The organism is Rhodococcus sp. IEGM 1307 (genome assembly GCF_030056915.1).
Taxonomy (GTDB): Bacteria; Actinomycetota; Actinomycetes; order Mycobacteriales; family Mycobacteriaceae; genus Rhodococcus_F; species Rhodococcus_F opacus_D.
In genome coordinates, this window is the sequence record NZ_JASHKW010000001.1 from 512,978 (window position 1) to 531,991 (window position 19,014).

Below are 19,014 nucleotides of genomic sequence, written 5' to 3' on the forward strand. Positions count from 1 at the left end.
ACAGCAATCACGAAGAAAGCGAGTGGACATGATCGGGACGAGTCGTGACGGCGACGTCTTCACCCTCGAACTGCAACGCCCCGACCGTCGCAATGCGTTGAACACCGAGATCTGCGAACTCCTGCGGGAGGAAACCGAGAAGTCCGTCACCGACGGCGCGCGGGTGATCGTCCTCACAGGGCAGGGCAGCGCGTTCTGCGCCGGCGCCGACCTGTCGGGCGACGTGTACGCCGACGGATTCACGGACACCCTGCTCGAGATGCTGCACACCATCGACTCGGTGCCCGTCCCCGTCATCGCCGCGATCAACGGCCCCGCGATCGGCGCGGGCAGCCAGCTGGCGCTCGCCGCGGATCTGCGTGTGGTCGCTCCCGAGGCGCGCTTCGCCATCCCGGCCGCCAAGCTCGGCATCTCCGTGGACCGGTGGACGGTGCACCGTCTGGCCGCCCTGATCGGCGGCGGACCGGCACGAACGATCCTGCTCGGCGCGGAAGAGGTCGGTGCCGACGAGGCGCTCGCGCACGGCCTCGCCAACAAGCGCGGCGACCTCGCCGTCGCGCGGCAGTGGGCGCACTCGATCGCGCGCCTGGCGCCGCTGTCGCTGCAACACCTCAAGATGGTGCTCAACGACGACGGCACCCAGAGCCCGCCGCCGCCCGAGCAGCTCGCGGCGTTGCATGCGGCGTGGAAGAGCTACGACGCGCAGGAAGCGCGCGCCGCGCGCGCCGAGAAGCGTCCGCCGGTGTTCCGGGGTCAGTAGCCGCTCGCCGCACCTTTCCCGCACGCGTGGTTACAGTTGTCGGGGTGAAAGCGAAGAACGCCGTGACGACAGTTCTGGCCACCGCCGCCCTCGGGTGGCTGACGCGGGCCGCGTGGGGGCTTCCGTCTCAGATCGGTGCGTCGCGTGCCAAGGTGCGCCCGTACGCCGCGACGTCGCCGCGGTACCGCGACCGGCAGTTCCACAACACCGATCCGAGCAGCACGATGATGCCCGGATCGGAGACCGGGATCGTCAAGGCACTGATCACGCGGGGCAGCGCGGGCCGCCCGCGCAGGCCGATCCCGCTCGCCACACCCCTCGCGCCCGTCGAGGCCGCCGACGCAGCGGTCACCTGGTACGGCCATTCGAGCGTGCTCGTCGAGATCGACGGGTACCGGGTGCTGGCCGACCCGGTGTGGAGTCATCGCGTGTCGCCGTCCGCGATTCTCGGTCCGTCCCGCATGCACCCGACCCCGGTGCCGCTGGCCGACCTGCCCGTTCTGGACGCCATCGTCATCTCGCACGACCATTACGACCACCTCGACATGGCCACCGTGCAGCAACTCGCCGCCACCCAGAAGGCGCCGTTCGTCGTTCCGGTGGGGCTCGGCGCGCACCTGCGTCAGTGGCGGGTGCCGGAGGAGCGGATCGTGGAACTCGACTGGGACGAGTCGACCACACTCGGCGAACTCACGCTCACGTGCACCGAGGCCCGGCACTTCTCCGGCCGCGGGCTGGTGCGGAACACCACCCAGTGGGCGTCGTGGGTGCTCGCCGGACCCAACCGGAGGGTGTTCTTCGGCGGCGACAGCGGGTATACGCCGCGGTTCGCCGACCTGGGCCGCCGGTACGGACCGTTCGATCTCACACTCCTGCCTGTTGGCGCCTACGACACGCGGTGGGCCGACATCCACATGAACCCGGAGGAGGCGGTGCAGACCCACGCCGACCTCAACGGCGGCGACGGCACCCGTGGACTGCTGGTTCCGGTGCACTGGGCCACGTTCAATCTCGCGTTCCACTCGTGGTCCGAGCCGATCGTCCGGTTGCTCGCCGCAGCGCAGGACAAGGGCACCCCGGTGGCCGTCCCGATGCCCGGACAGCGCATCGACGCGTTGAAGCCGACGGCCCAGACACCGTGGTGGTCCGCGCTCGGCTGAGTCCGGCGCGCATCCCCTCCGAGCGAAGCCGCGTTGCGTAGCCTTTGACCATGGCATACGACGAAACGGGCACCGACTACGTTGCAGTCGTCGCAGTGGAGGGGCTGACGGCCGCCCAGGTGGCGGAGCGGGTGGCGGCAGGCAAGACCAACGACGTGCCCGATCGGGCCAGCCGATCGGTACGCGACATCGTGCGCGCCAACGTGTTCACCCGGATCAACGCGATCCTCGGTGTCCTCCTGATCATCGTGCTCGCCACCGGTTCGATCATCGACGGCATGTTCGGCCTGCTGATCATCGCCAACAGCGGGATCGGCATCATCCAGGAAGTGCGGGCCAAGCGGACCCTCGACAAACTTGCGATCGTCAGCCAGACCAAACCGGTGGTGCGCCGCGACGGGGCCGCCGTCGCGATGGCACCCCGGGAGGTCGTGCTCGACGACATCATCGAACTCGGCGCCGGCGACCAGATCGTCGTCGACGGTGTCGTGGTGGAGGCGATGTCCCTCGACATCGACGAATCCCTCCTCACCGGTGAGGCCGACCCCGTGCACAAGGACGCCGGCCAGCAGGTGCTGTCGGGAAGCTTCGTCGCGTCCGGCAGCGGCTGCTACCGCGCCACGAAGGTCGGAAGCGACGCGTACGCCGCCAAACTCGCGGACGAGGCCAGCAAGTTCACGCTCGTGCACTCGGAATTGCGCAGCGGCATCGACAAGATCCTGAAATTCATCACGTACCTGATGATTCCGGCGGGACTGCTGATCATCTACAACCAGTTGTTCTCCAGCGGCGAGTCGATCCGGCCTGCGCTGAGCGGGATGGTGGCCGCGCTGGTCCCGATGGTCCCCGAGGGACTGGTGCTGATGACGTCGATCGCGTTCGCGGTCGGGGTGGTCCGGCTCGGTCAGCGGCAGTGCCTCGTGCAGGAGCTGCCCGCCATCGAAGGTCTCGCGCGCGTCGACGTGGTGTGCGCCGACAAGACCGGAACGCTCACCGAGAACGGCATGCGGCTGTCCGAACTGCGTTGCGCCGACAGCGCCGACACCGCACCGTCCCGTGCGGCCCTCGCCGCGATGGCGGCGTCCGACCCGCGGCCGAACGCCAGTGTCCTCGCGATCAAGGAGGCGTTTCCCGACGACCCCGGGTGGGGTGACGCCACGGCGGACGCACCGTTCTCGTCTGCCAAGAAGTGGAGCGGGCAGTCGTACGGCGCCCACGGCAACTGGGTCCTCGGTGCGCCGGACGTGCTGCTCGACCCCGGCAGCGACATGGCCCGGCAAGCCGAGGACGTGGGGTCCTCGGGACTGCGGGTGCTCCTGCTCGGCAGTTGCGACGTTCCGGTCGACCACCCCGCGGCGCCGGGCGCGATCACACCCCGGGCACTGGTGATCCTGGAGCAGCGGGTGCGTCCCGACGCCCGCGGCACCCTCGAGTACTTCGCGAGCCAGAACGTCACGGTGAAGGTCATCTCGGGGGACAACGCCGTGTCGGTCGGTGCGGTGGCCGGATCGCTCGGACTGCCCGGCGGCGACCGTCCCGTCGACGCCCGCGAACTGCCCGACGACCGCGACGCCCTCGCCGAGACCCTGGAGACGTCCACCACGTTCGGCCGCGTGCGCCCCGATCAGAAGCGGGAGATGGTGGGGGCCCTGCAATCTCGCGGGCACACCGTCGCGATGACGGGCGACGGTGTCAACGACGTGCTCGCCCTCAAGGACGCCGACATCGGGGTGTCGATGGGCTCGGGCAGCCCCGCCACCCGCGCGGTGGCGCAGATCGTGTTGCTGGACAACAAGTTCGCGACCCTGCCCTACGTGGTGGGTGAGGGCCGCCGGGTGATCGGCAACATCGAACGCGTCTCGAACCTGTTCCTCACCAAGACCGTGTACTCGGTGCTGCTGGCGTTCCTCATCGGCATTACCGGTGTGCTGTCGCAGATCTTCCACTTCGAGCCCGTGCCGTATCCGTTCCTGCCGCGGCACGTGACGATCGCCGCCTGGTTCACCATCGGCATTCCCGCGTTCATCCTGTCGCTGGCCCCGAACAACGAGCGGGCGCGCTCCGGTTTCGTGCCGCGCGTGATGCGTCTCGCCGTGCCGTCGGGCGTGATCATCGGTGTCGCGACGTTCATTTCGTATCTTCTCGTCTACGCGGGACCGGATCAGACGGAGACGGAGAAGGTCCAGGCGAGCACGTCGGCACTGATCACGCTCATCATGATCGCGCTGTGGGTGCTGGCGGTGGTCGCGCGGCCGTACGTGTGGTGGAAACTGGTGCTGATCTTCGGATCCGTAGCGGGATATCTCATCCTGTTCGCGTTGCCGTTCACACGGGAGTTCTTCAAACTCGATCCGACGAACGTCGGAGCCACCACGTCCGCTCTCGTCTGCGGGCTCGTGGGAGTGGTTCTCGTCGAAATCGGTTGGTGGGTGACGGGCCGCCTGCACGGTGAGCATCGCCGCCTGTTCGCCGCGCCGGAAGACCTGCCGGGCGTGCACTGACGCGAGTACCGCTCGCGACGATTCGAACGGTTGGCGTCGCCGAGTCAATGCTGTGAGACTGGTGGCACGGCGAGTGATCGAACTCGTGCGGACAGTGCGTGCGCATGCACCGGAGGAGGAAGAACGATGAGTTTCGTCGACACACTGAAGGGCCTGCTCGGCAAGGGGAGGGAAGCCGCTTCGCAGAACGCGGACAAGGTTCACGGCGCCATCGACAAGGCCGCCGACGTCGCGGACAGCAAGACAGGCGGCAAGTACAGCGACAAGATCGACAAGGCCGCCGACGCGGCGAAGAAGGCTGTTCCTCCGAAGGAGTGAACACTTCTCGTACTGACGCGCGTGGGCCCCGGTTCTCGGACCGGGGCCCACGCGCGTCTTCGGAGATGACCCGCACACGGCGGGCGGGCGCGGCAGAATCGGTGTCGTGAACGGCGTCCTCGTGCTCCTCGTCATCATCGCGGCCATTGCCGTGACGAGTTTCGCGAAGCGCCGCGACCTCCAGGCGCCGCTGGTCCTCGTCACCATCGGGTCGGTGGCGTCGTTCATCCCCGGGATGCCGCGGCTCGAACTGGACCCGGACGCGATCCTCGGTGTGGTGCTGCCGCCGCTGCTGTACTCCGCGGCGCTCAAGTTCTCGGTGGCCACGTTCCGGCGCCACCTCGCACCGATTCTCCGGCTGGGGATCTTCACCGTCCTGGCGACCGCCATCGGGGTGGCCTTCTTCGCCAACTGGCTGGTCCCCGAATTCACCCTCGGCGCCGCGCTGGTCCTCGGCGCCGTCGTCGCGCCGACGGACGCGGTCAGTGCCGTCGCGGTCGGCCGCAGGCTCGGCCTGCCGAACCGGGTGATCGCAATCCTCACCGGCGAGGGACTCGTCAACGACGCCACCGCGTTGACCCTGTTCACCGTCGCCGTCTCCGCCGTCGTCGGGGCGAAGATCCCGGTCCATCCCGTCGTGTTCTTCGGCTACGAGGTGGTCGGCGGGGTCCTGATCGGGCTGGTGCTCGCCAAGATCGTCGAGTGGGTGCGCCACCGCATGTACGACTCCCCGCTGGAAACGGTGCTGGGGCTGATGCTCCCGTTCGCCGCGTACCTCGCCGCCGAGGAGGTGCACGCGTCCGGCGTGCTGTCGGTGGTCGCCGCGGGGTTCCTGATGGGGCACAAGGCCACCGACGCCTCCGTGGCCACCCGCATCCAGGAGCGGTCGCTGTGGGAGAGCGTCGACCTTCTGCTCGAGATGTTCGTGTTCGCCTACATGGGACTGCAACTGAAGTTCGTCATCGACGACGTCCGAGACCAGGGCCTACCGGTGCACCACGTCTTCTTCTACGGCTTCGCGGTCCTTTTCGTGGTCATGGCGATACGGCCGGCGTGGATCCTGCTGCACTGGCTCCGCCGCCGGTTCGGGCTGGCGATCGAGGCGCCGGGCGGCTCGGTGGAACTCGGATGGCGGGAGAGTCTCGTCGTGTCCTGGGCGGGAATGCGCGGGGTCGTCACGCTCGCCGCCGCGTCCGGTGTGCCCGTAGTCATCGCGAGCGGGCAGCCGTTCCCTGGGCGCGAGGTGATCCAGGCGATCGCGTTCGTCGTGGCCGTCGGCACGCTGCTGATCCAGGGCGCCACCATGCCGCTGCTGATCCGGAGACTCGATCTGGCGGATCCCGGCGAACGCGAGCGCGAGGAGGAACAGGTGAAGCTGGCCCGCACGATCTCCCGCGACGCAGGCGAACGGGCCCTCGTCGAGTTCGCCGAACACCCGCCGGAGGGAATCGACCGAGCCGACCTGACCGACATCCTCGACCGGGTGCGGAGGTCGATGCGGGCGCGGCTCCAGGCAGAGGAAGCGGAAGACGCCGCGGAGAAGCAGCGGGCCGGCGCACTGTTCGACCACTACCGTCGCGCGGCCCTGCGCGCGCAACGCGAGGCGATCATCGCCGCCCGCGACGCGGGAACGCTCGACGACGAGGTGATGCGTAGCGTGTTGGAAGGCCTCGATGTGGAGGAGGCAGCAGCCGAGGAGCGGGTGCGGAGACGTCGCGAATGAGGTGCGAGGTGGGTGTGCGTCCGGTGCGAACCGCCGTGGTCGCCCTTACCGCTGTCGTGGCGCTGACCGCCTGCGCCACGGACGAGGCGTCCCCGAGCCCGTCTCCCACAACTCCGGTGGCCGCGGATTCCGGTCCTGCCGGCTCTTCGGCGCCGACCGGCGATCAGCGTGGCGCGCTCACGAGCCAGGAGCCGGTGCCCGATATCGATCCGGCGATCACCGCCCTCGGCGCGACCGCCACCCGGGTCGTCTACCGGTCGACGTCCGGTGTCGACGGCGGCGGCTCGGAGGTCGTGGGCACGGTGTTCACTCCCGCCGGCCCCGCACCGGACGGCGGCAGGCCCGTCGTCACGGTCGGGCACGGCACCACCGGCGTCACCGACGAGTGCGCCCCCTCGTCGTCACCGACCCTGCTGGGCACGACGAACCTCGTCCGCCCGCTGCTGCAGCGGGGCTACGTCGTGACCGTCACCGACTACCAGGGACTCGGCACCGACGGCCCGCATCCCTACCTCGAACCCGACACCGCCGCCTACGACCTGATCGACGCGGTCCGGGCGGCGCGCAACGTGGTGCCGGAGGCGTCGACGCGCTGGGCGGCGATCGGGGTCTCGCAGGGCGGTCAGGCGTCGTGGTCCGCGGCCGAGCACGCCGAGAACTACGGCGACGGGCTCGAGTTCGTCGGCTCGGCGAACCTGTCACCCGCGGCCGATCTGTCGGGGATCGTCGCCGACGGGACCGTCGAACCACTGTCGTTGCCGCAGAAGATGTTCCTCCCGTACCTCCTCGAGGGACTGAAGGTGGTGCACCCCGAGTTGAATCCGGACGACTACATGCGCGGCGCCCTCGCCGCCACTCCCGACGTCACGCTGTCGTGCGTCGCCGCGAAACTCCCCGAGAAGTGGACGGTGGCAACCCAACTCACCCCGGCCGACACGGGGCCGCGGACGGAGGCCGACGCCGAGCGCATGCGAGGGTGGCTCGAGGACATCGCCGTGCCGAAGAACGGGTCGGGCGGGCCGATGCTCGTCGTGGTGGGGGAGCGGGACAACCTCATTCTGCCGCAATGGACTTCGCAGGCCGTCGACCGCGCGTGCGCACTCGGCGACATCGTCGAGTTCGACTCCCGGCCCGGGGAAGGGCACGCCGACGGGCGCTCCGTCCCCGGCGCGGTGCAGTGGATCGCCGACCGCTTCGCCGACGTGCCCGCCCCCGACACGTGTCCCGAGGGAGGAACACCGTGAAGAAAGCCGACCTCGAACGGCTGCGGACGCTGTGCCTCGCCCTGCCCGAGGCGACGGAACGGGTCAGTCACGGCGAACCGGCGTGGTTCGTCCGCAAGGCGCCGCAGTTCGCGTCACTCGCCGACCGCCACCACGACGACCGGGTGGCGTTCTGGGCGGCGGCTCCGCCGGGCGCGCAGCAGGATTGGGTGCAGCGTGACCCCGGCAGGTTCTTCGTCCCGCCGTACGTCGGGGGACGCGGATGGATCGGCGTCTATCTCGACGTCCCGCAGGACTGGGACGACGTCGCCGACATCGTCGAGGACGCCTACCGCGCCGTCGCCCCGAAAACCCTGATCGCCCGACTGGACGCCGGCGAATGACGGGAACCGTCGTCGCCGTCGTCGCGTTGCTCGTCCTCATTCCCGTCGTCGCGTTCACCGCCGTGTGGCTGCGCGCCCGGCGCGAGCTGACGACACCCACCGAACGGGCCGTTCACACGACCCTCCACACGGCGTCGCTGGCGGCGCGGCCGTTGCGGCGGGGGCTGGACGAGACGTCGGCGGAGGAGGCTGCGCCGCACCTGCGCCAGCTGACCGGCGCGCAGGCGCTGGGTGTCTTCGACGCCGGCGGTGACCTCCTCGCGTGGAGCGGACCGCACGAGGCCATGACCGAACAACTGCACGACGCGGCCGCCCGCGCCGTCGACGGGGAGCGTCGGGTGCTCGTCGCGTACGGCGGCCTCGTCCGGGGCGCGGGTGACAACGCGGTGCGGGGGTTGATCGCCCAGCCCCTGCTCATCGAGGCCATCGGCGTGGTCGGGGTCCTCGGCATCGTCACCACGGAAGACCCCGGTCCGGGCATGCTCGGCGCCGTCACGGAGGTCGCCCGGTACGCGTGCAGCCAGATCGAACTCGCCGACCTCGACGCGTCCCGCGCCCGACTCGACCGCGCCGAGGTCCGGGCGCTGCGCGCGCAGATCAGCCCCCATTTCATATACAACGCGCTGAACACGGTGGCGTCGTTCGTCCGCACCGACCCCGATCGCGCCCGGGAGCTGATCCTCGAGTTCGCCGACTTCACGCGGTACTCGTTCCGTTCGGCGGGGGAATTCACCCAGCTCGCCGACGAACTGCGCAACATCGACCGGTACCTCACCCTCGAGCGCGCCCGGTTCGGCGACGCCCTCGCCGTGAAATTGCAGGTGGCGCCGGAGGTGCTGAACGTGGTGCTGCCGTTCCTCGCGCTGCAACCGCTGGTCGAGAACGCGGTGCGGCACGGAATCGCCGCCAAACCGGACGGCGGCACCGTCAGCATCGTCGCCGCCGACGAGGGCACCGACTGCGTGATCAGCGTCGAGGACGACGGCGTCGGCATGGATCCCGAACTGCTGCGGTCGGGGTCGCTGGACTCGGTGGCCGAGACGTCGGGGGTGAAGGAGGCGGCGCACGTCGGGCTCGCCAACGTCGACGATCGCCTGCGCGCCGCGTTCGGCGACGACTACGGACTCGTGGTGGAGACCGCCCCCGGTGCGGGCACCAAGGTGAGCATGCGCGTCCCGAAGTTCCGGCGGGGGATCTCGACATGAACGGGGAGGGTCCGTGCGACGATTGCTGTCGTTGTGAACCACACTGACGACAAGTCTCCGGACGCACCCCTCACCGTGCTGGCCGTCGACGACGAGAAACCCGCCCTCGACGAGCTGGCGTTCCTGCTGCGCGCCCAGGACGCGGTCGGGGACATCCGGACCGCGGGAGATGCCACCACGGCGCTGCGCATCCTCCGCGACGGGGAGATCGACGCCGTCTTCCTCGACATCAACATGCCCGGACTCGACGGACTCGAGCTGGCCGGGATCCTCGCGAATTTCGCGTCCCCACCGCAGGTGGTGTTCGTGACCGCCCACGACGACCGGGCCGTCGCCGCATTCGACCTCGGAGCCGTCGACTATCTCCTCAAACCCCTGCGCGAGGAGCGGCTGGCGGAATCCGTGCGCCGCATCGTCGAGGGGCGCCGCAGGCGGGTCGATGCGGGACCGGCCGCCCCCACCGACGAGGTGATCCCGGTCGAACTCGGCGGCATCACCACACTCGTGCACCGGTCCTCCGTCGAGTGGGTCGAAGCGGACGGCGACTACGCCCGACTGCACACCGCGGACGGCTCCCACCTCGTCCGCATCCCCATCTCGGCACTGGAGACGCGCTGGGCGGACGCCGGGTTCCTGCGGGTCCACCGCTCGTACCTCGTCGCGTTGCCGCGGGTCACCGGAATCCGGACCGTCGGCAACGGTCTCGTCGTGTGCCTCCGCGCGCACGGCGACCACCCGCCCGTCGAACTGCCGGTCAGTCGCAGGCACACCCGGATGCTCAAGGACCGGCTGGTCCGGGCGCCGAAGCAAACCTGGACCGCGCGATGAGTTCGCCCGAGCGGGTGCGGGTCGTCCTCGCCCAGCGCCGCGGTGCGCGCATCGTCCGCACCCGTGTCGAGGTGCAGGAACAGACCGCGGTCGGGGACGCGATGATCCGGGGGCTCGTGCGCACCCAGCTCGTGCTGGCCATCCGGCTCGCGCTCCTCGCGGCGTGCCTGCTGTGCGCGGTGCCGCTCGTGATGTTCCTGTTCCCGGCATTGTCGGACGTGGCGGTGCTGGGGATCCGGCTGCCGTGGGTGGTGCTCGGGGCGCTCGTGTACCCGGTGCTCCTGACCACCGGCTGGATCTACGTGCGGCAGGCCGAGCGCAACGAACAGGAATTCGCCGACCTGGTGGACGACTGAGCATCCCGTGACCACCGACCAACCCATTCCCTGGCTGACCCTGGCCGGGCTCGCCGCCGCCGCGATCGCGACGGTGGCCATCGGCATCTACGGAGTGCGGTTGGCGCGCACCACCTCCGACTTCCTCGTCGCGTCCCGCAGCGTCGGACCGCGGTGGAACGCCGCCGCCATCTCCGGCGAGTACCTCTCGGCCGCATCCTTTCTCGGCGTCGCCGGCCTGATCGCGAAATACGGTGCGGACGCCCTCTGGTACCCGATCGGGTTCACGGCCGGCTACCTCGGGCTGCTGCTGTTCGTCGCCGCACCGCTGCGACGCTCCGGCGCGTACACGGTGCCCGACTTCGCCGAGTTCCGGCTCGGCTCCCGCCGGCTCCGCACCCTGGCGATGCTCGTCGTCGCCGCCGTCTGCGCGCTGTACCTCGTCCCGCAACTCCAGGGCGCAGGACTGACCCTGAACATCCTGCTCGGCGTGCCGACCTGGGTCGGGGCCGTCGTCGTCGGGCTCATCGTCATCGCCAACGTGGTGGGCGGCGGCATGCGGTCCATCACGTTCGTCCAGGCCTTCCAGTATTGGCTGAAACTCACCGCGGTCGCGATCCCGGCACTCGTGCTGTCGGTGTACTTCTTCGGCGACCACCACGAACTGGGCGCCGCCGCACCGCCCACCGTGAGCGAGCAGACCACCGTCGACATCACCACCGACGTCGTCGTGCAGGTGTCCGAACCGGTGACGGTCGGCGGGTCGGGGACGATCGACGGGGTCCCGGCCACCGGGGAGGTTCGCCTCGAGCCGGGCGAGCACCACCTCGGCGAGGGCACGTCGATGACCCTCGAGGCGGGCGCACCGGTTCCCGTGGTCGCGGGCGCTCCCGCCGACAACTCCGACTGGATCGCCCCCGGCTGGGGATTCGGCGGCGACCACCCGATGTACCAGGTGTACTCGCTGATCCTCGCCACCTTCCTCGGCACGCTCGGGCTGCCGCACGTGCTCGTCCGGTTCTACACCAACCCCGACGGGCGGGCCGCGCGGCTGACGTCGCTGGCCGTGGTCGGGCTGCTCGGAGTGTTCTACCTGTTCCCGACGCTGCTCGGGGTGTTCGCGCGGCTGTACGTGCCGCAGCTGCTCATCACCGGCACGTCCGACGCCGCGGTCCTGCTGCTGCCCGGCTCCGTGATCTCCGGGTGGGCCGGGCAACTCCTCGCCGCACTGGTGGCCGCCGGGGCCATCGCGGCGTTCCTGTCCACGTCGTCCGGTCTGCTCGTCAGCATCGCCGGGGTGCTCAGCACCGACGTCCTGCGCGGACGGATCCGGGACTTCCGCATCGCCGCAGTCCTGGCCGGGGCGGTGCCGCTGGTGCTGTCGCTGGCGGTGACGTCGCTGGACCTGTCGCGCACGGTGGGGCTGGTGTTCGCGGTCGCGGCGTCGACCCTCTGCCCGCTGCTCGTGCTCGGCATCTGGTGGCGTGGTCTGACCGCCGCCGGGGCGGGTGCCGGGATGGTCGCAGGTGGGCTCGTCGCCGGCTGTGCCGCCGGGATCTCGGTGCTCGGCGGCTTCACCGTCGACGTCTGGAACGGCTGGCCCGCGGCGATGGTCGCGTACCCGGCCGCTGTCAGCGTTCCGCTGGCCTTCGTCACGATGGTGCTGATCAGCAAGGTGACGAAGCGTCAGATTCCTGCCGACCTCAGCCGGATCTTCACCCGCATGCACGCCCCCGAGCGCCTCGAGGTGGGCTCCGACCGCGAGAGGGAGCTCCGCTCCCCGTGAGCCTTTTTGGTAGCTCCCGCAACCAGAAAGGCGCACGGGTGGCGGAGCCGCTTGTCGCGGTCGGGTGACCGTTCGGCGCACAGTCCGGCAGCTCGCCGTGTGACAGACACCACAACCTATTTCTGTGACTCAACTCTCACTAACGTCGGTAACCAGTTCACTTCACACGACCAAGGAGTCTGCAGTGACCACAGCCGATCTCAGTGAGGGCGCACCGCAGAAGCGGAGCGCTCCTGATGCGCAAGCCTTCGTAGACATGCAGGCGAGCCCCGAGTTCCAGGAGTTGCGACACCGCCTGCGTAGTTTCGTCTTCCCGATGACGGCGTTCTTCCTCGCCTGGTACGCGGCGTACGTCCTGCTGGCCACGTACGCGCCCGAGTTCATGGCCACCAAGGTGATCGGCAACATCAACCTCGGCATCATCCTCGGTCTCGGCCAGTTCGTGACCACGTTCGTGATCACCGCGCTGTACGTCAAGTTCGCCAACCGGGAACTCGACCCGCGCTCCGCCGCGATCCGCGACGAGCTGGAAGGACCCCTCAAGTGATCACCACGCTCGCAGTCGGCACCGACGTCGGCAACCCGCTCCTCAACATCGCCATCTTCGTGGCGTTCGTCGTGATCACGATGACCATCGTGATCCGGGCGAGCCGCACCACCAAGAAGGCCTCGGACTTCTACACCGGCGGCGGTCAGTTCTCCGGACCGCAGAACGGTTTCGCCATCGCCGGCGACTACCTGTCGGCCGCCTCGTTCCTCGGCATCGCCGGCGCCATCGCCGTGTACGGCTACGACGGCTTCCTGTACTCGGTCGGCTTCCTCGTCGCCTGGCTGGTGGCCCTGCTGCTGGTCGCGGAACTGCTCCGCAACACCGGCCGGTTCACGATGGCGGACGTGCTGAGCTTCCGCCTCAAGCAGCGTCCCGTGCGGATGGCCGCGGCGCTGTCCACACTGGTGGTCTCGTTGTTCTACCTGCTCGCGCAGATGGCAGGAGCCGGCGGACTCGTCGCCCTGCTGCTGAACATCGACGGCAAGGTCGGTCAGGGCGTCGTCGTCGCGGTCGTGGGTGTGCTGATGATCGTGTACGTGCTCGTCGGCGGCATGAAGGGCACCACCTACGTGCAGATGGTCAAGGCGGTGCTGTTGGTCGCCGGAGCCGGCATCATGTTCTTCCTCGTGCTGTTCGCGGTGCGCGGCAACTTCTCCCAGCTGCTCGCCGACGCCCAGGCGACGGTCAGCACTTCCACGAACGAGGCCATCGCGGGCCGCGACATCCTCGCTCCCGGCGCCAAGTACGGCATCAGCTCGATGAGCAAGCTCGACTTCATCTCGCTCGGCATCGCACTCGTCCTCGGCACCGCGGGCCTGCCGCACGTGCTGATGCGGTTCTACACCGTCCCCACCGCCAAGGAAGCCCGCCGCTCCGTCACCTGGGCGATCGGACTGATCGGCGCGTTCTACCTGTTCACGCTCGTCCTCGGCTACGGTGCCGCCAAGATGGTCGGCCCCGACGTCATCCTCGCAGCACCCGGCAAGGAGAACGCGGCGGCGCCGCTGCTCGCGTTCGAACTGGGCGGCACCATCTTCCTGGCGATCATCTCCGCGGTCGCGTTCGCAACGATCCTCGCGGTCGTGGCGGGGCTGGCGATCACGGCGTCCGCGTCGTTCGCCCACGACATCTACGCCAGCGTCATCAAGCGCGGACACGCGTCGGAAGAGTCCCAGGTGCGGGTTTCCCGGATCACGGTCGTCGTGATCGGTCTCGTGTCGATCGTCCTCGGCATCATGGCCATGGGCCAGAACATCGCGTTCCTGGTGGCGCTCGCCTTCGCGGTCGCTGCCTCGGCCAACCTGCCGACGCTGCTGTACTCGCTGTTCTGGAAGAAGTTCAACACCACCGGCGCCCTGTTCAGCATCTACGGCGGCCTGGTCAGCTGCCTCCTGCTGATCGCGTTCTCCCCGGCCGTGTCCGGCAAGCCGTCGTCGATGTTCCCGAACGCCGACTTCGACTACTTCCCGCTCGCCAACCCGGGCATCGTCTCCATCCCGCTGGCGTTCGTTCTCGGCATCGTCGGCACCTACATCGGCCGCGGCAAGACGGAGGATCCCGCCAAGCAGGCCGAGATGGAGGTCCGCTCTCTCACCGGTGTCGGTGTGGAGAAGGCCGTCTCCCACTAATGCCTTCGGCCTGTGAGTACTTATTAACCGCCCGCGGTTAATAAGTACTCACAGGCCGTTAGGCTGCACCAATGGCGAAACTCACGGTCAAGACCGATGTTCCCCTCAGCCCCCAGGACACCTGGGACAAGGCCTCGAATCTGCAGGACTTCGACAAGTGGTTCGTGGTCCACGACGGCTGGCGCGGCGAACTTCCCGAGACCCTCACGGCCGGAACCGAGATCAGTTCCGTCGTGACGGTCAAGGGACTCCGCAACCGCGTGAAGTGGACGATCAAGGAGTACGACGCCCCGAACCGCATCGTTCTCAAGGGTGACGGCAAGGGCGGCGTGAAGCTCGGAATGGTGCTCGACGTCAAGGCGAAGGGCGACGCCTCCGAGGTGGCGTTCACCATCGAACTCGGTGGCGCACCGCTGTTCGGGCCCATCGGCTCGGGTGTCGCGAAGGCGCTGAAGGGCGACATCGAGAAGTCCCTGAAGACGTTCGTCGAGCTGTACGCCTGATCAGTCGAGGACGTGCGCGCCGCCGGTGTCGGTGATCCACTCGGCGGCAAGGGCGTCCAGCGTCCCGTCGGCGTAGAGCGAATCGACGGCCGCCGAGACGCACGCGGTGAGCGGGCTGTTCTTCTCCAGCACGAGGCCGAAGAATTCGGTGACGGCGTTGGGGCGCGGGAACTGTCCGACGAGGACACTGTCCTTCACCTCGTTGGCGGTGATCTGAAATCCGGTCGGGATGTCCACCACCAGCGCATCGATGTCGCCCGCGACCAGGGCGGCCTTGGCATCGTCGGTGGTGGTGAAACTGACCGGCGCCTGGCGGGGCTGCACGGTCTGGGTGATGGCGTCGAAACTGGTGGACCCCACCTGCGCCCCGAGACGGAACGGCGCGAGGTCGGCGAGCGACTTGGCTCTCGCGGCGGGAGAGTTCTTCAGCGCCAGCACCGACTGCGTGACGGCGTAATAGGGCGAACTGAAATCGACCGTCTCGCGCCGGGTGTCGACGATCGTGAACTGGTCGATGGCGAAGTCGAAGTTCTTCTCGCCGGGCGCCAGCGCGTCGTTGAACCCGACTGTCTCGAATTGCACCTGGTCCGGACCGTATCCCAGCTTCTCGACCACTTCCCGGGCGACGGCGCCCTCGTAGCCCTTGCCGTTGGACGGGTCACCGTCGACGAACCACGGCTGGTACGACGGACTGTCGGTGGCGATGGTGACGACGCCGTCCCGCGCGGTGACGCCGCTGCCGGGGGCGCAGTCGCCGACCGCGCGGGTGGACGGAAGTTTGGTGAACGCTTCGGGAATCGTCGAGGCTTCGGCCTGGGCGTCGACCTCCGACGTGGTGTCGGTGGAGCAGGATCCGGCGAGCAATGTCAGTGCAGCGGATATGGCGGCGACGGCTGTCTTGGGACCTCGGTGCACCCCGCCATCTTGCCTGGCGGGTAGCGATCCGGCCAGCGAAGCGGCCGCGCGGCGCACAATATGTATGTATTGGCGGAGGGAGGCGCGCGTGGCCACTGCGGGAACCCGGCAACTGACGGTCGACGGACATCGCCTGTCCCTGACCAATCTCGGCAAGGTCCTCTACCCGGAATCGGAAACGACGAAGGGCGAGGTCATCGACTATTACACGCGGATCGCGCCCGCCATGCTTCCGCACGTCGTCGACCGCCCCGCCACCCGTAAACGCTGGCCCAACGGGGTGGACAGCGAGCCGTTCTTCGAGAAGAACCTCGCGGCCTCCGCACCGGCGTGGTTGGAGCGCCGTGCGATCGAGCACTCGGATCGGTCCGTGCACTATCCGCTCCTGAACTCGGTCGCGGCCCTGGCGTGGGCGGGGCAGCAGGCCGCACTCGAACTGCACGTGCCGCAGTGGCGGTTCGACGGACCACATCGGGGTCCCGCCACCCGGATCGTCTTCGACCTCGACCCCGGCCCCGGTGTGGGCCTGGCCGAATGCGCGGAGGTGGCACGGGCCGTGCGCGACCTGGTCGCGAACCTCGGCTGGACCGCGTACCCGGTCACCAGCGGCAGCAAGGGTATTCACCTGTACGTGCCGCTCGACCGGAAGCTGGACGGTTCGGGCGCGTCGACCGTCGCGAAGCAGGTGGCGACGGGACTGGAGAAGCTGCGGCCCGAACTCGTCACCGCCACCATGGCCAAGGCGGTGCGCGCGGGAAAGGTCTTCGTCGACTGGAGCCAGAACAATCCGTCCAAGACCACCATCGCGCCGTATTCGCTGCGGGGGCGCGCCCAGCCGTATGTTGCGGCGCCGCGGAGCTGGGACGAACTCGACGACCCCGACCTACGACAGTTGCGGTTCGAGGAAGTGCTCGAACGGTGGGAGTCGGACGGCGACCTGCTCGCCGGACTCGATCCGCCGATCGAGGACGACGCCACCCTCGCCGAGTACCGCCGCAAGCGTGATCCCGGACGGACACCCGAGCCGATGCCGGACACGGTGCAGCCGGGGGCGGGCAACAGCTTCGTCATCCAGGAACACCACGCCCGGCGTCTGCATTACGACCTGCGGCTCGAACGCGACGGGGTGCTGGTGTCGTGGGCGGTGCCGAAGAACGTGCCGACGACGACGGGGGAGAACCGGCTCGCCGTGCACACCGAGGATCACCCGCTCGAATATCTCACGTTCTCCGGGACCATCCCGAAGGGCGAGTACGGCGGCGGCGAGATGACCATCTGGGACACGGGAACCTATGACACCGAGAAGTGGCGGGACGACGAGGTGATCGTCCAGTTGCACGGCGAGCAGGTGGAGGGCCGGTTCGCGCTGATCCGCACGAAGGGCGACCAGTGGCTGATGCATCTGATGAAGGATCAGACACCGGGTGGGTCGCACACCTCCGAATTGCCGCGCGGACTGTCGCCGATGCTCGCGAGCCCCGGCACCCTCGACGGACTGGACGCCGACGAGTGGGCGTTCGAAGGGAAGTGGGACGGGATCAGGGTGATCGCCGAGATCGGTGGCGGCGAGCTGAAGCTGACGAGCCGGGCGGGCAACGACAAGACCCGCGACTACGCCCGATTAGGTTGGCTGGCAGACGCTCTCGGCGACCACGAGGTGGTCCTCGACGGTGAAGTGGTCGCGTTCGACGAGCGGGGTGTCGCGAACTTCGGCCTCCTGCAGCAGGGCAACGAGCCGCACTTCCTTGCGTTCGACGTGCTGTATCTCGACGGAGTGTCGTTGTTACGCAAGAAGTACACCGACCGGCGCCGCGTCCTCGAAGCCCTGGCGGCCAAGGTGGACGACCTGGTCGTTCCGCCGCAACTGCACGGGTCCGCGCAGGACGCTCTGGACGAGAGCCGCGGCAAGGGCTGGGAAGGTGTCGTGGCCAAACGCCGCGAGTCCGTGTACTTGCCGGGCAAGCGGGGGTCGAGCTGGATCAAGGTGAAGAACTGGCGCACACAGGAAGCGGTGATCGGCGGGTGGCGCCGGGGTCAGGGCGGGCGGTCCACGGGAATCGGGTCGGTCCTGCTCGGCGTCCCCGAGGACGGTGGGCTGCGCTACATCGGGCGCGTCGGAACCGGCTTCACCGAACGGGATCTGCAGGAACTCGCGTCCACCCTGGGGCCGCTCGAAACCGACACCAGCCCGTTCGTCGAAGACCTGCCCACCGCCGACCGCAAGGGGGCCGTGTGGGTCACCCCGACACTGGTGGCGGAGGTGCGGTTCATGGATTGGACCGGCTCGAAGAGACTGCGGCACCCCAGCTGGCGTGGGCTCAGGGACGACAAGGCACCCGAGGACGTCGAAGTGGAGGTCTCGTGATGACCGGTATCCGATTCCAATCGACCCCGGAGAACGAGATCCCCGTCTCCGTGCCGGTCGACACCGTGCTGGCCCGCACCGAGTCGCTCGTGCTGTGGCTGACCGACGTTCACGTGTACAGCTGTGGTGTCGAGTTCACGATCCAGGCACGCAGGCCCGAGTCCACGGTGCTGCTCGACATGTTCGGATTCGGCAAACCCGGGTCGGCGAAGAGCAGCGGACCGTTTCTGTTCGGAATCGAGTACGCGGACGGCACTGTGTTCACGAACCTTCCCGGTGCCCGCATGACCGACGGCCTGCATGGCGGGGCAGGGCGCGGCGGACCGCTCACCGCGGACAAGACGTATTTTCTCCAGCCGCTCCCGCCGCCGAAACGCTGGTCGATGATCACGGCGTGGCCCTACTTCGGGGTTCCGGAATCTCGGACCGACCTCGATGCCGCCGTTTTCGCCGAAGCCGCGGAGCGGGTCGAGACACTGTGGCCGGAACCGGTCCACGCGCTCGTCGAGGCACCGGACGACCGACAGCAGCCGCCGGAGCTCGAGCTACCGCCAGGGGGCTGGTTCGAATGGGCCGGCCGACGCGGTGTCGAATGACCCGGGCGGTTCCTGTGTCGGGGTGTGCAGCGCCGGCGGGGTGAAGACCGGCAGGGGCGTGGACGTCGTGTCCTCGTCCTGGTGCTGCTCGGTGACACTCACCTCGGCGGTCGGTGATGCCGTGCCGCTGGCGACGGCGATTCCGGCGGCTCCGACGACCGAGAGGACGAAGGCTGCGCCCCCGCCGATCGCGATGCGGGTCTTGGTGTGGGACATGGTGTGGATTTCCTCCGGT

Annotated in this window: 18 protein-coding genes; 16 read left to right on the forward strand and 2 right to left on the reverse strand. The window is 68.8% G+C overall.

Translation table 11 applies throughout. The features are described 5' to 3' along the window. Nucleotides 1-28: 28 nt before the first annotated feature. From QM841_RS02385 to QM841_RS02450, 14 genes are all read left to right on the forward strand, one after another. Nucleotides 29-760, forward strand: coding sequence for an enoyl-CoA hydratase (locus QM841_RS02385; protein ID WP_198602033.1), 732 nt, complete (start codon nucleotides 29-31; stop codon nucleotides 758-760). A 44-nt stretch (nucleotides 761-804) separates the two neighbouring features. Then, nucleotides 805-1,920, forward strand: a complete 1,116-nt coding sequence (locus QM841_RS02390) for an MBL fold metallo-hydrolase (protein ID WP_283330774.1) — start codon at nucleotides 805-807, stop codon at nucleotides 1,918-1,920. 50 nt (nucleotides 1,921-1,970) lie between these two features. Next, on the forward strand, nucleotides 1,971-4,421 hold the full coding sequence (locus QM841_RS02395; protein ID WP_283330775.1) for a cation-translocating P-type ATPase: 2,451 nt from the start codon (nucleotides 1,971-1,973) through the stop codon (nucleotides 4,419-4,421). 126 nt (nucleotides 4,422-4,547) lie between these two features. Then, nucleotides 4,548-4,739, forward strand: coding sequence for an antitoxin (locus QM841_RS02400; protein ID WP_005244012.1), 192 nt, complete (start codon nucleotides 4,548-4,550; stop codon nucleotides 4,737-4,739). Between the two features lie 106 nt (nucleotides 4,740-4,845). After that, nucleotides 4,846-6,462: a Na+/H+ antiporter gene (locus tag QM841_RS02405; protein ID WP_283330776.1), complete on the forward strand. Its 1,617-nt coding sequence runs from the start codon at nucleotides 4,846-4,848 to the stop codon at nucleotides 6,460-6,462. Next, on the forward strand, nucleotides 6,459-7,706 hold the full coding sequence (locus tag QM841_RS02410) for a lipase family protein (protein ID WP_283330777.1): 1,248 nt from the start codon (nucleotides 6,459-6,461) through the stop codon (nucleotides 7,704-7,706). Before QM841_RS02405 ends, QM841_RS02410 begins: the two co-directional genes overlap by 4 nt. Next, a complete protein-coding gene (locus QM841_RS02415; protein ID WP_283330778.1) occupies nucleotides 7,703-8,068 on the forward strand; it encodes an MmcQ/YjbR family DNA-binding protein in 366 nt (121 codons plus the stop codon). The genes QM841_RS02410 and QM841_RS02415 overlap by 4 nt, the downstream gene beginning before the upstream one ends. After that, complete coding sequence (locus QM841_RS02420) at nucleotides 8,065-9,273, forward strand: sensor histidine kinase (RefSeq protein ID WP_283330779.1); 1,209 nt, start codon at nucleotides 8,065-8,067, stop codon at nucleotides 9,271-9,273. The genes QM841_RS02415 and QM841_RS02420 overlap by 4 nt, the downstream gene beginning before the upstream one ends. 33 nt (nucleotides 9,274-9,306) lie before the next feature. Continuing rightward, nucleotides 9,307-10,101, forward strand: coding sequence for a LytR/AlgR family response regulator transcription factor (locus QM841_RS02425; protein ID WP_005244000.1), 795 nt, complete (start codon nucleotides 9,307-9,309; stop codon nucleotides 10,099-10,101). Further along, the gene (locus QM841_RS02430) at nucleotides 10,098-10,457 is read left to right on the forward strand and encodes a hypothetical protein (RefSeq protein ID WP_011597296.1); all 360 of its coding nucleotides are present in this window, start codon (nucleotides 10,098-10,100) and stop codon (nucleotides 10,455-10,457) included. Before QM841_RS02425 ends, QM841_RS02430 begins: the two co-directional genes overlap by 4 nt. Before the next feature lie 7 nt (nucleotides 10,458-10,464). Beyond that, nucleotides 10,465-12,222: a sodium/solute symporter gene (locus tag QM841_RS02435; protein WP_283330780.1), complete on the forward strand. Its 1,758-nt coding sequence runs from the start codon at nucleotides 10,465-10,467 to the stop codon at nucleotides 12,220-12,222. A 184-nt stretch (nucleotides 12,223-12,406) separates the two neighbouring features. Further along, entirely contained in the window at nucleotides 12,407-12,769 is a 363-nt protein-coding gene (locus QM841_RS02440; RefSeq protein WP_105414256.1) for a DUF485 domain-containing protein, read from the forward strand. Next, nucleotides 12,766-14,400, forward strand: a complete 1,635-nt coding sequence (locus QM841_RS02445; protein WP_283330781.1) for a monocarboxylic acid transporter — start codon at nucleotides 12,766-12,768, stop codon at nucleotides 14,398-14,400. The genes QM841_RS02440 and QM841_RS02445 overlap by 4 nt, the downstream gene beginning before the upstream one ends. A 71-nt stretch (nucleotides 14,401-14,471) precedes the next feature. Beyond that, nucleotides 14,472-14,903 carry a type II toxin-antitoxin system Rv0910 family toxin gene (locus QM841_RS02450; protein ID WP_009478084.1) on the forward strand — a complete coding sequence of 144 codons (432 nt, stop codon included), beginning with the start codon at nucleotides 14,472-14,474 and terminating at the stop codon, nucleotides 14,901-14,903. On the opposite strand, the gene QM841_RS02455 is transcribed toward QM841_RS02450, so the two are convergent. After that, a complete protein-coding gene (locus QM841_RS02455; protein WP_280778550.1) occupies nucleotides 14,904-15,818 on the reverse strand; it encodes an ABC transporter substrate-binding protein in 915 nt (304 codons plus the stop codon). Nucleotides 15,819-15,906: 88 nt separating this feature from the next. On the opposite strand from QM841_RS02455, the gene QM841_RS02460 reads away from it, so the two are divergent. Together QM841_RS02460 and QM841_RS02465 are read left to right on the forward strand one after the other, a co-directional pair. Beyond that, a complete protein-coding gene (locus QM841_RS02460; RefSeq protein ID WP_491932172.1) occupies nucleotides 15,907-18,183 on the forward strand; it encodes an ATP-dependent DNA ligase in 2,277 nt (758 codons plus the stop codon). Next, a complete protein-coding gene (locus tag QM841_RS02465; RefSeq protein ID WP_283330783.1) occupies nucleotides 18,183-18,779 on the forward strand; it encodes a hypothetical protein in 597 nt (198 codons plus the stop codon). Before QM841_RS02460 ends, QM841_RS02465 begins: the two co-directional genes overlap by 1 nt. On the opposite strand, the gene QM841_RS02470 is transcribed toward QM841_RS02465, so the two are convergent. After that, the gene (locus QM841_RS02470; RefSeq protein ID WP_280778547.1) at nucleotides 18,729-18,995 is read right to left on the reverse strand and encodes a hypothetical protein; all 267 of its coding nucleotides are present in this window, start codon (nucleotides 18,993-18,995) and stop codon (nucleotides 18,729-18,731) included. The two genes, QM841_RS02465 and QM841_RS02470, sit on opposite strands and share 51 nt — an antisense overlap. Nucleotides 18,996-19,014 lie beyond the last annotated feature (19 nt).

What these genes read in the sequence shown, in the direction of transcription:
- QM841_RS02395 (WP_283330775.1), top strand. Translation starts at nt 1,971, where the DNA reads ATGGCATACGACGAAACGGGCACCGACTACGTTGCAGTCGTCGCAGTG.
- QM841_RS02410 (WP_283330777.1), top strand. Translation starts at nt 6,459, where the DNA reads ATGAGGTGCGAGGTGGGTGTGCGTCCGGTGCGAACCGCCGTGGTCGCC.
- QM841_RS02430 (WP_011597296.1), top strand. Translation starts at nt 10,098, where the DNA reads ATGAGTTCGCCCGAGCGGGTGCGGGTCGTCCTCGCCCAGCGCCGCGGT.
- QM841_RS02465 (WP_283330783.1), top strand. Translation starts at nt 18,183, where the DNA reads ATGACCGGTATCCGATTCCAATCGACCCCGGAGAACGAGATCCCCGTC.
- QM841_RS02420 (WP_283330779.1), top strand. Translation starts at nt 8,065, where the DNA reads ATGACGGGAACCGTCGTCGCCGTCGTCGCGTTGCTCGTCCTCATTCCC.
- QM841_RS02400 (WP_005244012.1), top strand. Translation starts at nt 4,548, where the DNA reads ATGAGTTTCGTCGACACACTGAAGGGCCTGCTCGGCAAGGGGAGGGAA.
- QM841_RS02450 (WP_009478084.1), top strand. Translation starts at nt 14,472, where the DNA reads ATGGCGAAACTCACGGTCAAGACCGATGTTCCCCTCAGCCCCCAGGAC.
- QM841_RS02470 (WP_280778547.1), bottom strand. Translation starts at nt 18,995, where the DNA reads ATGTCCCACACCAAGACCCGCATCGCGATCGGCGGGGGCGCAGCCTTC.
- QM841_RS02385 (WP_198602033.1), top strand. Translation starts at nt 29, where the DNA reads ATGATCGGGACGAGTCGTGACGGCGACGTCTTCACCCTCGAACTGCAA.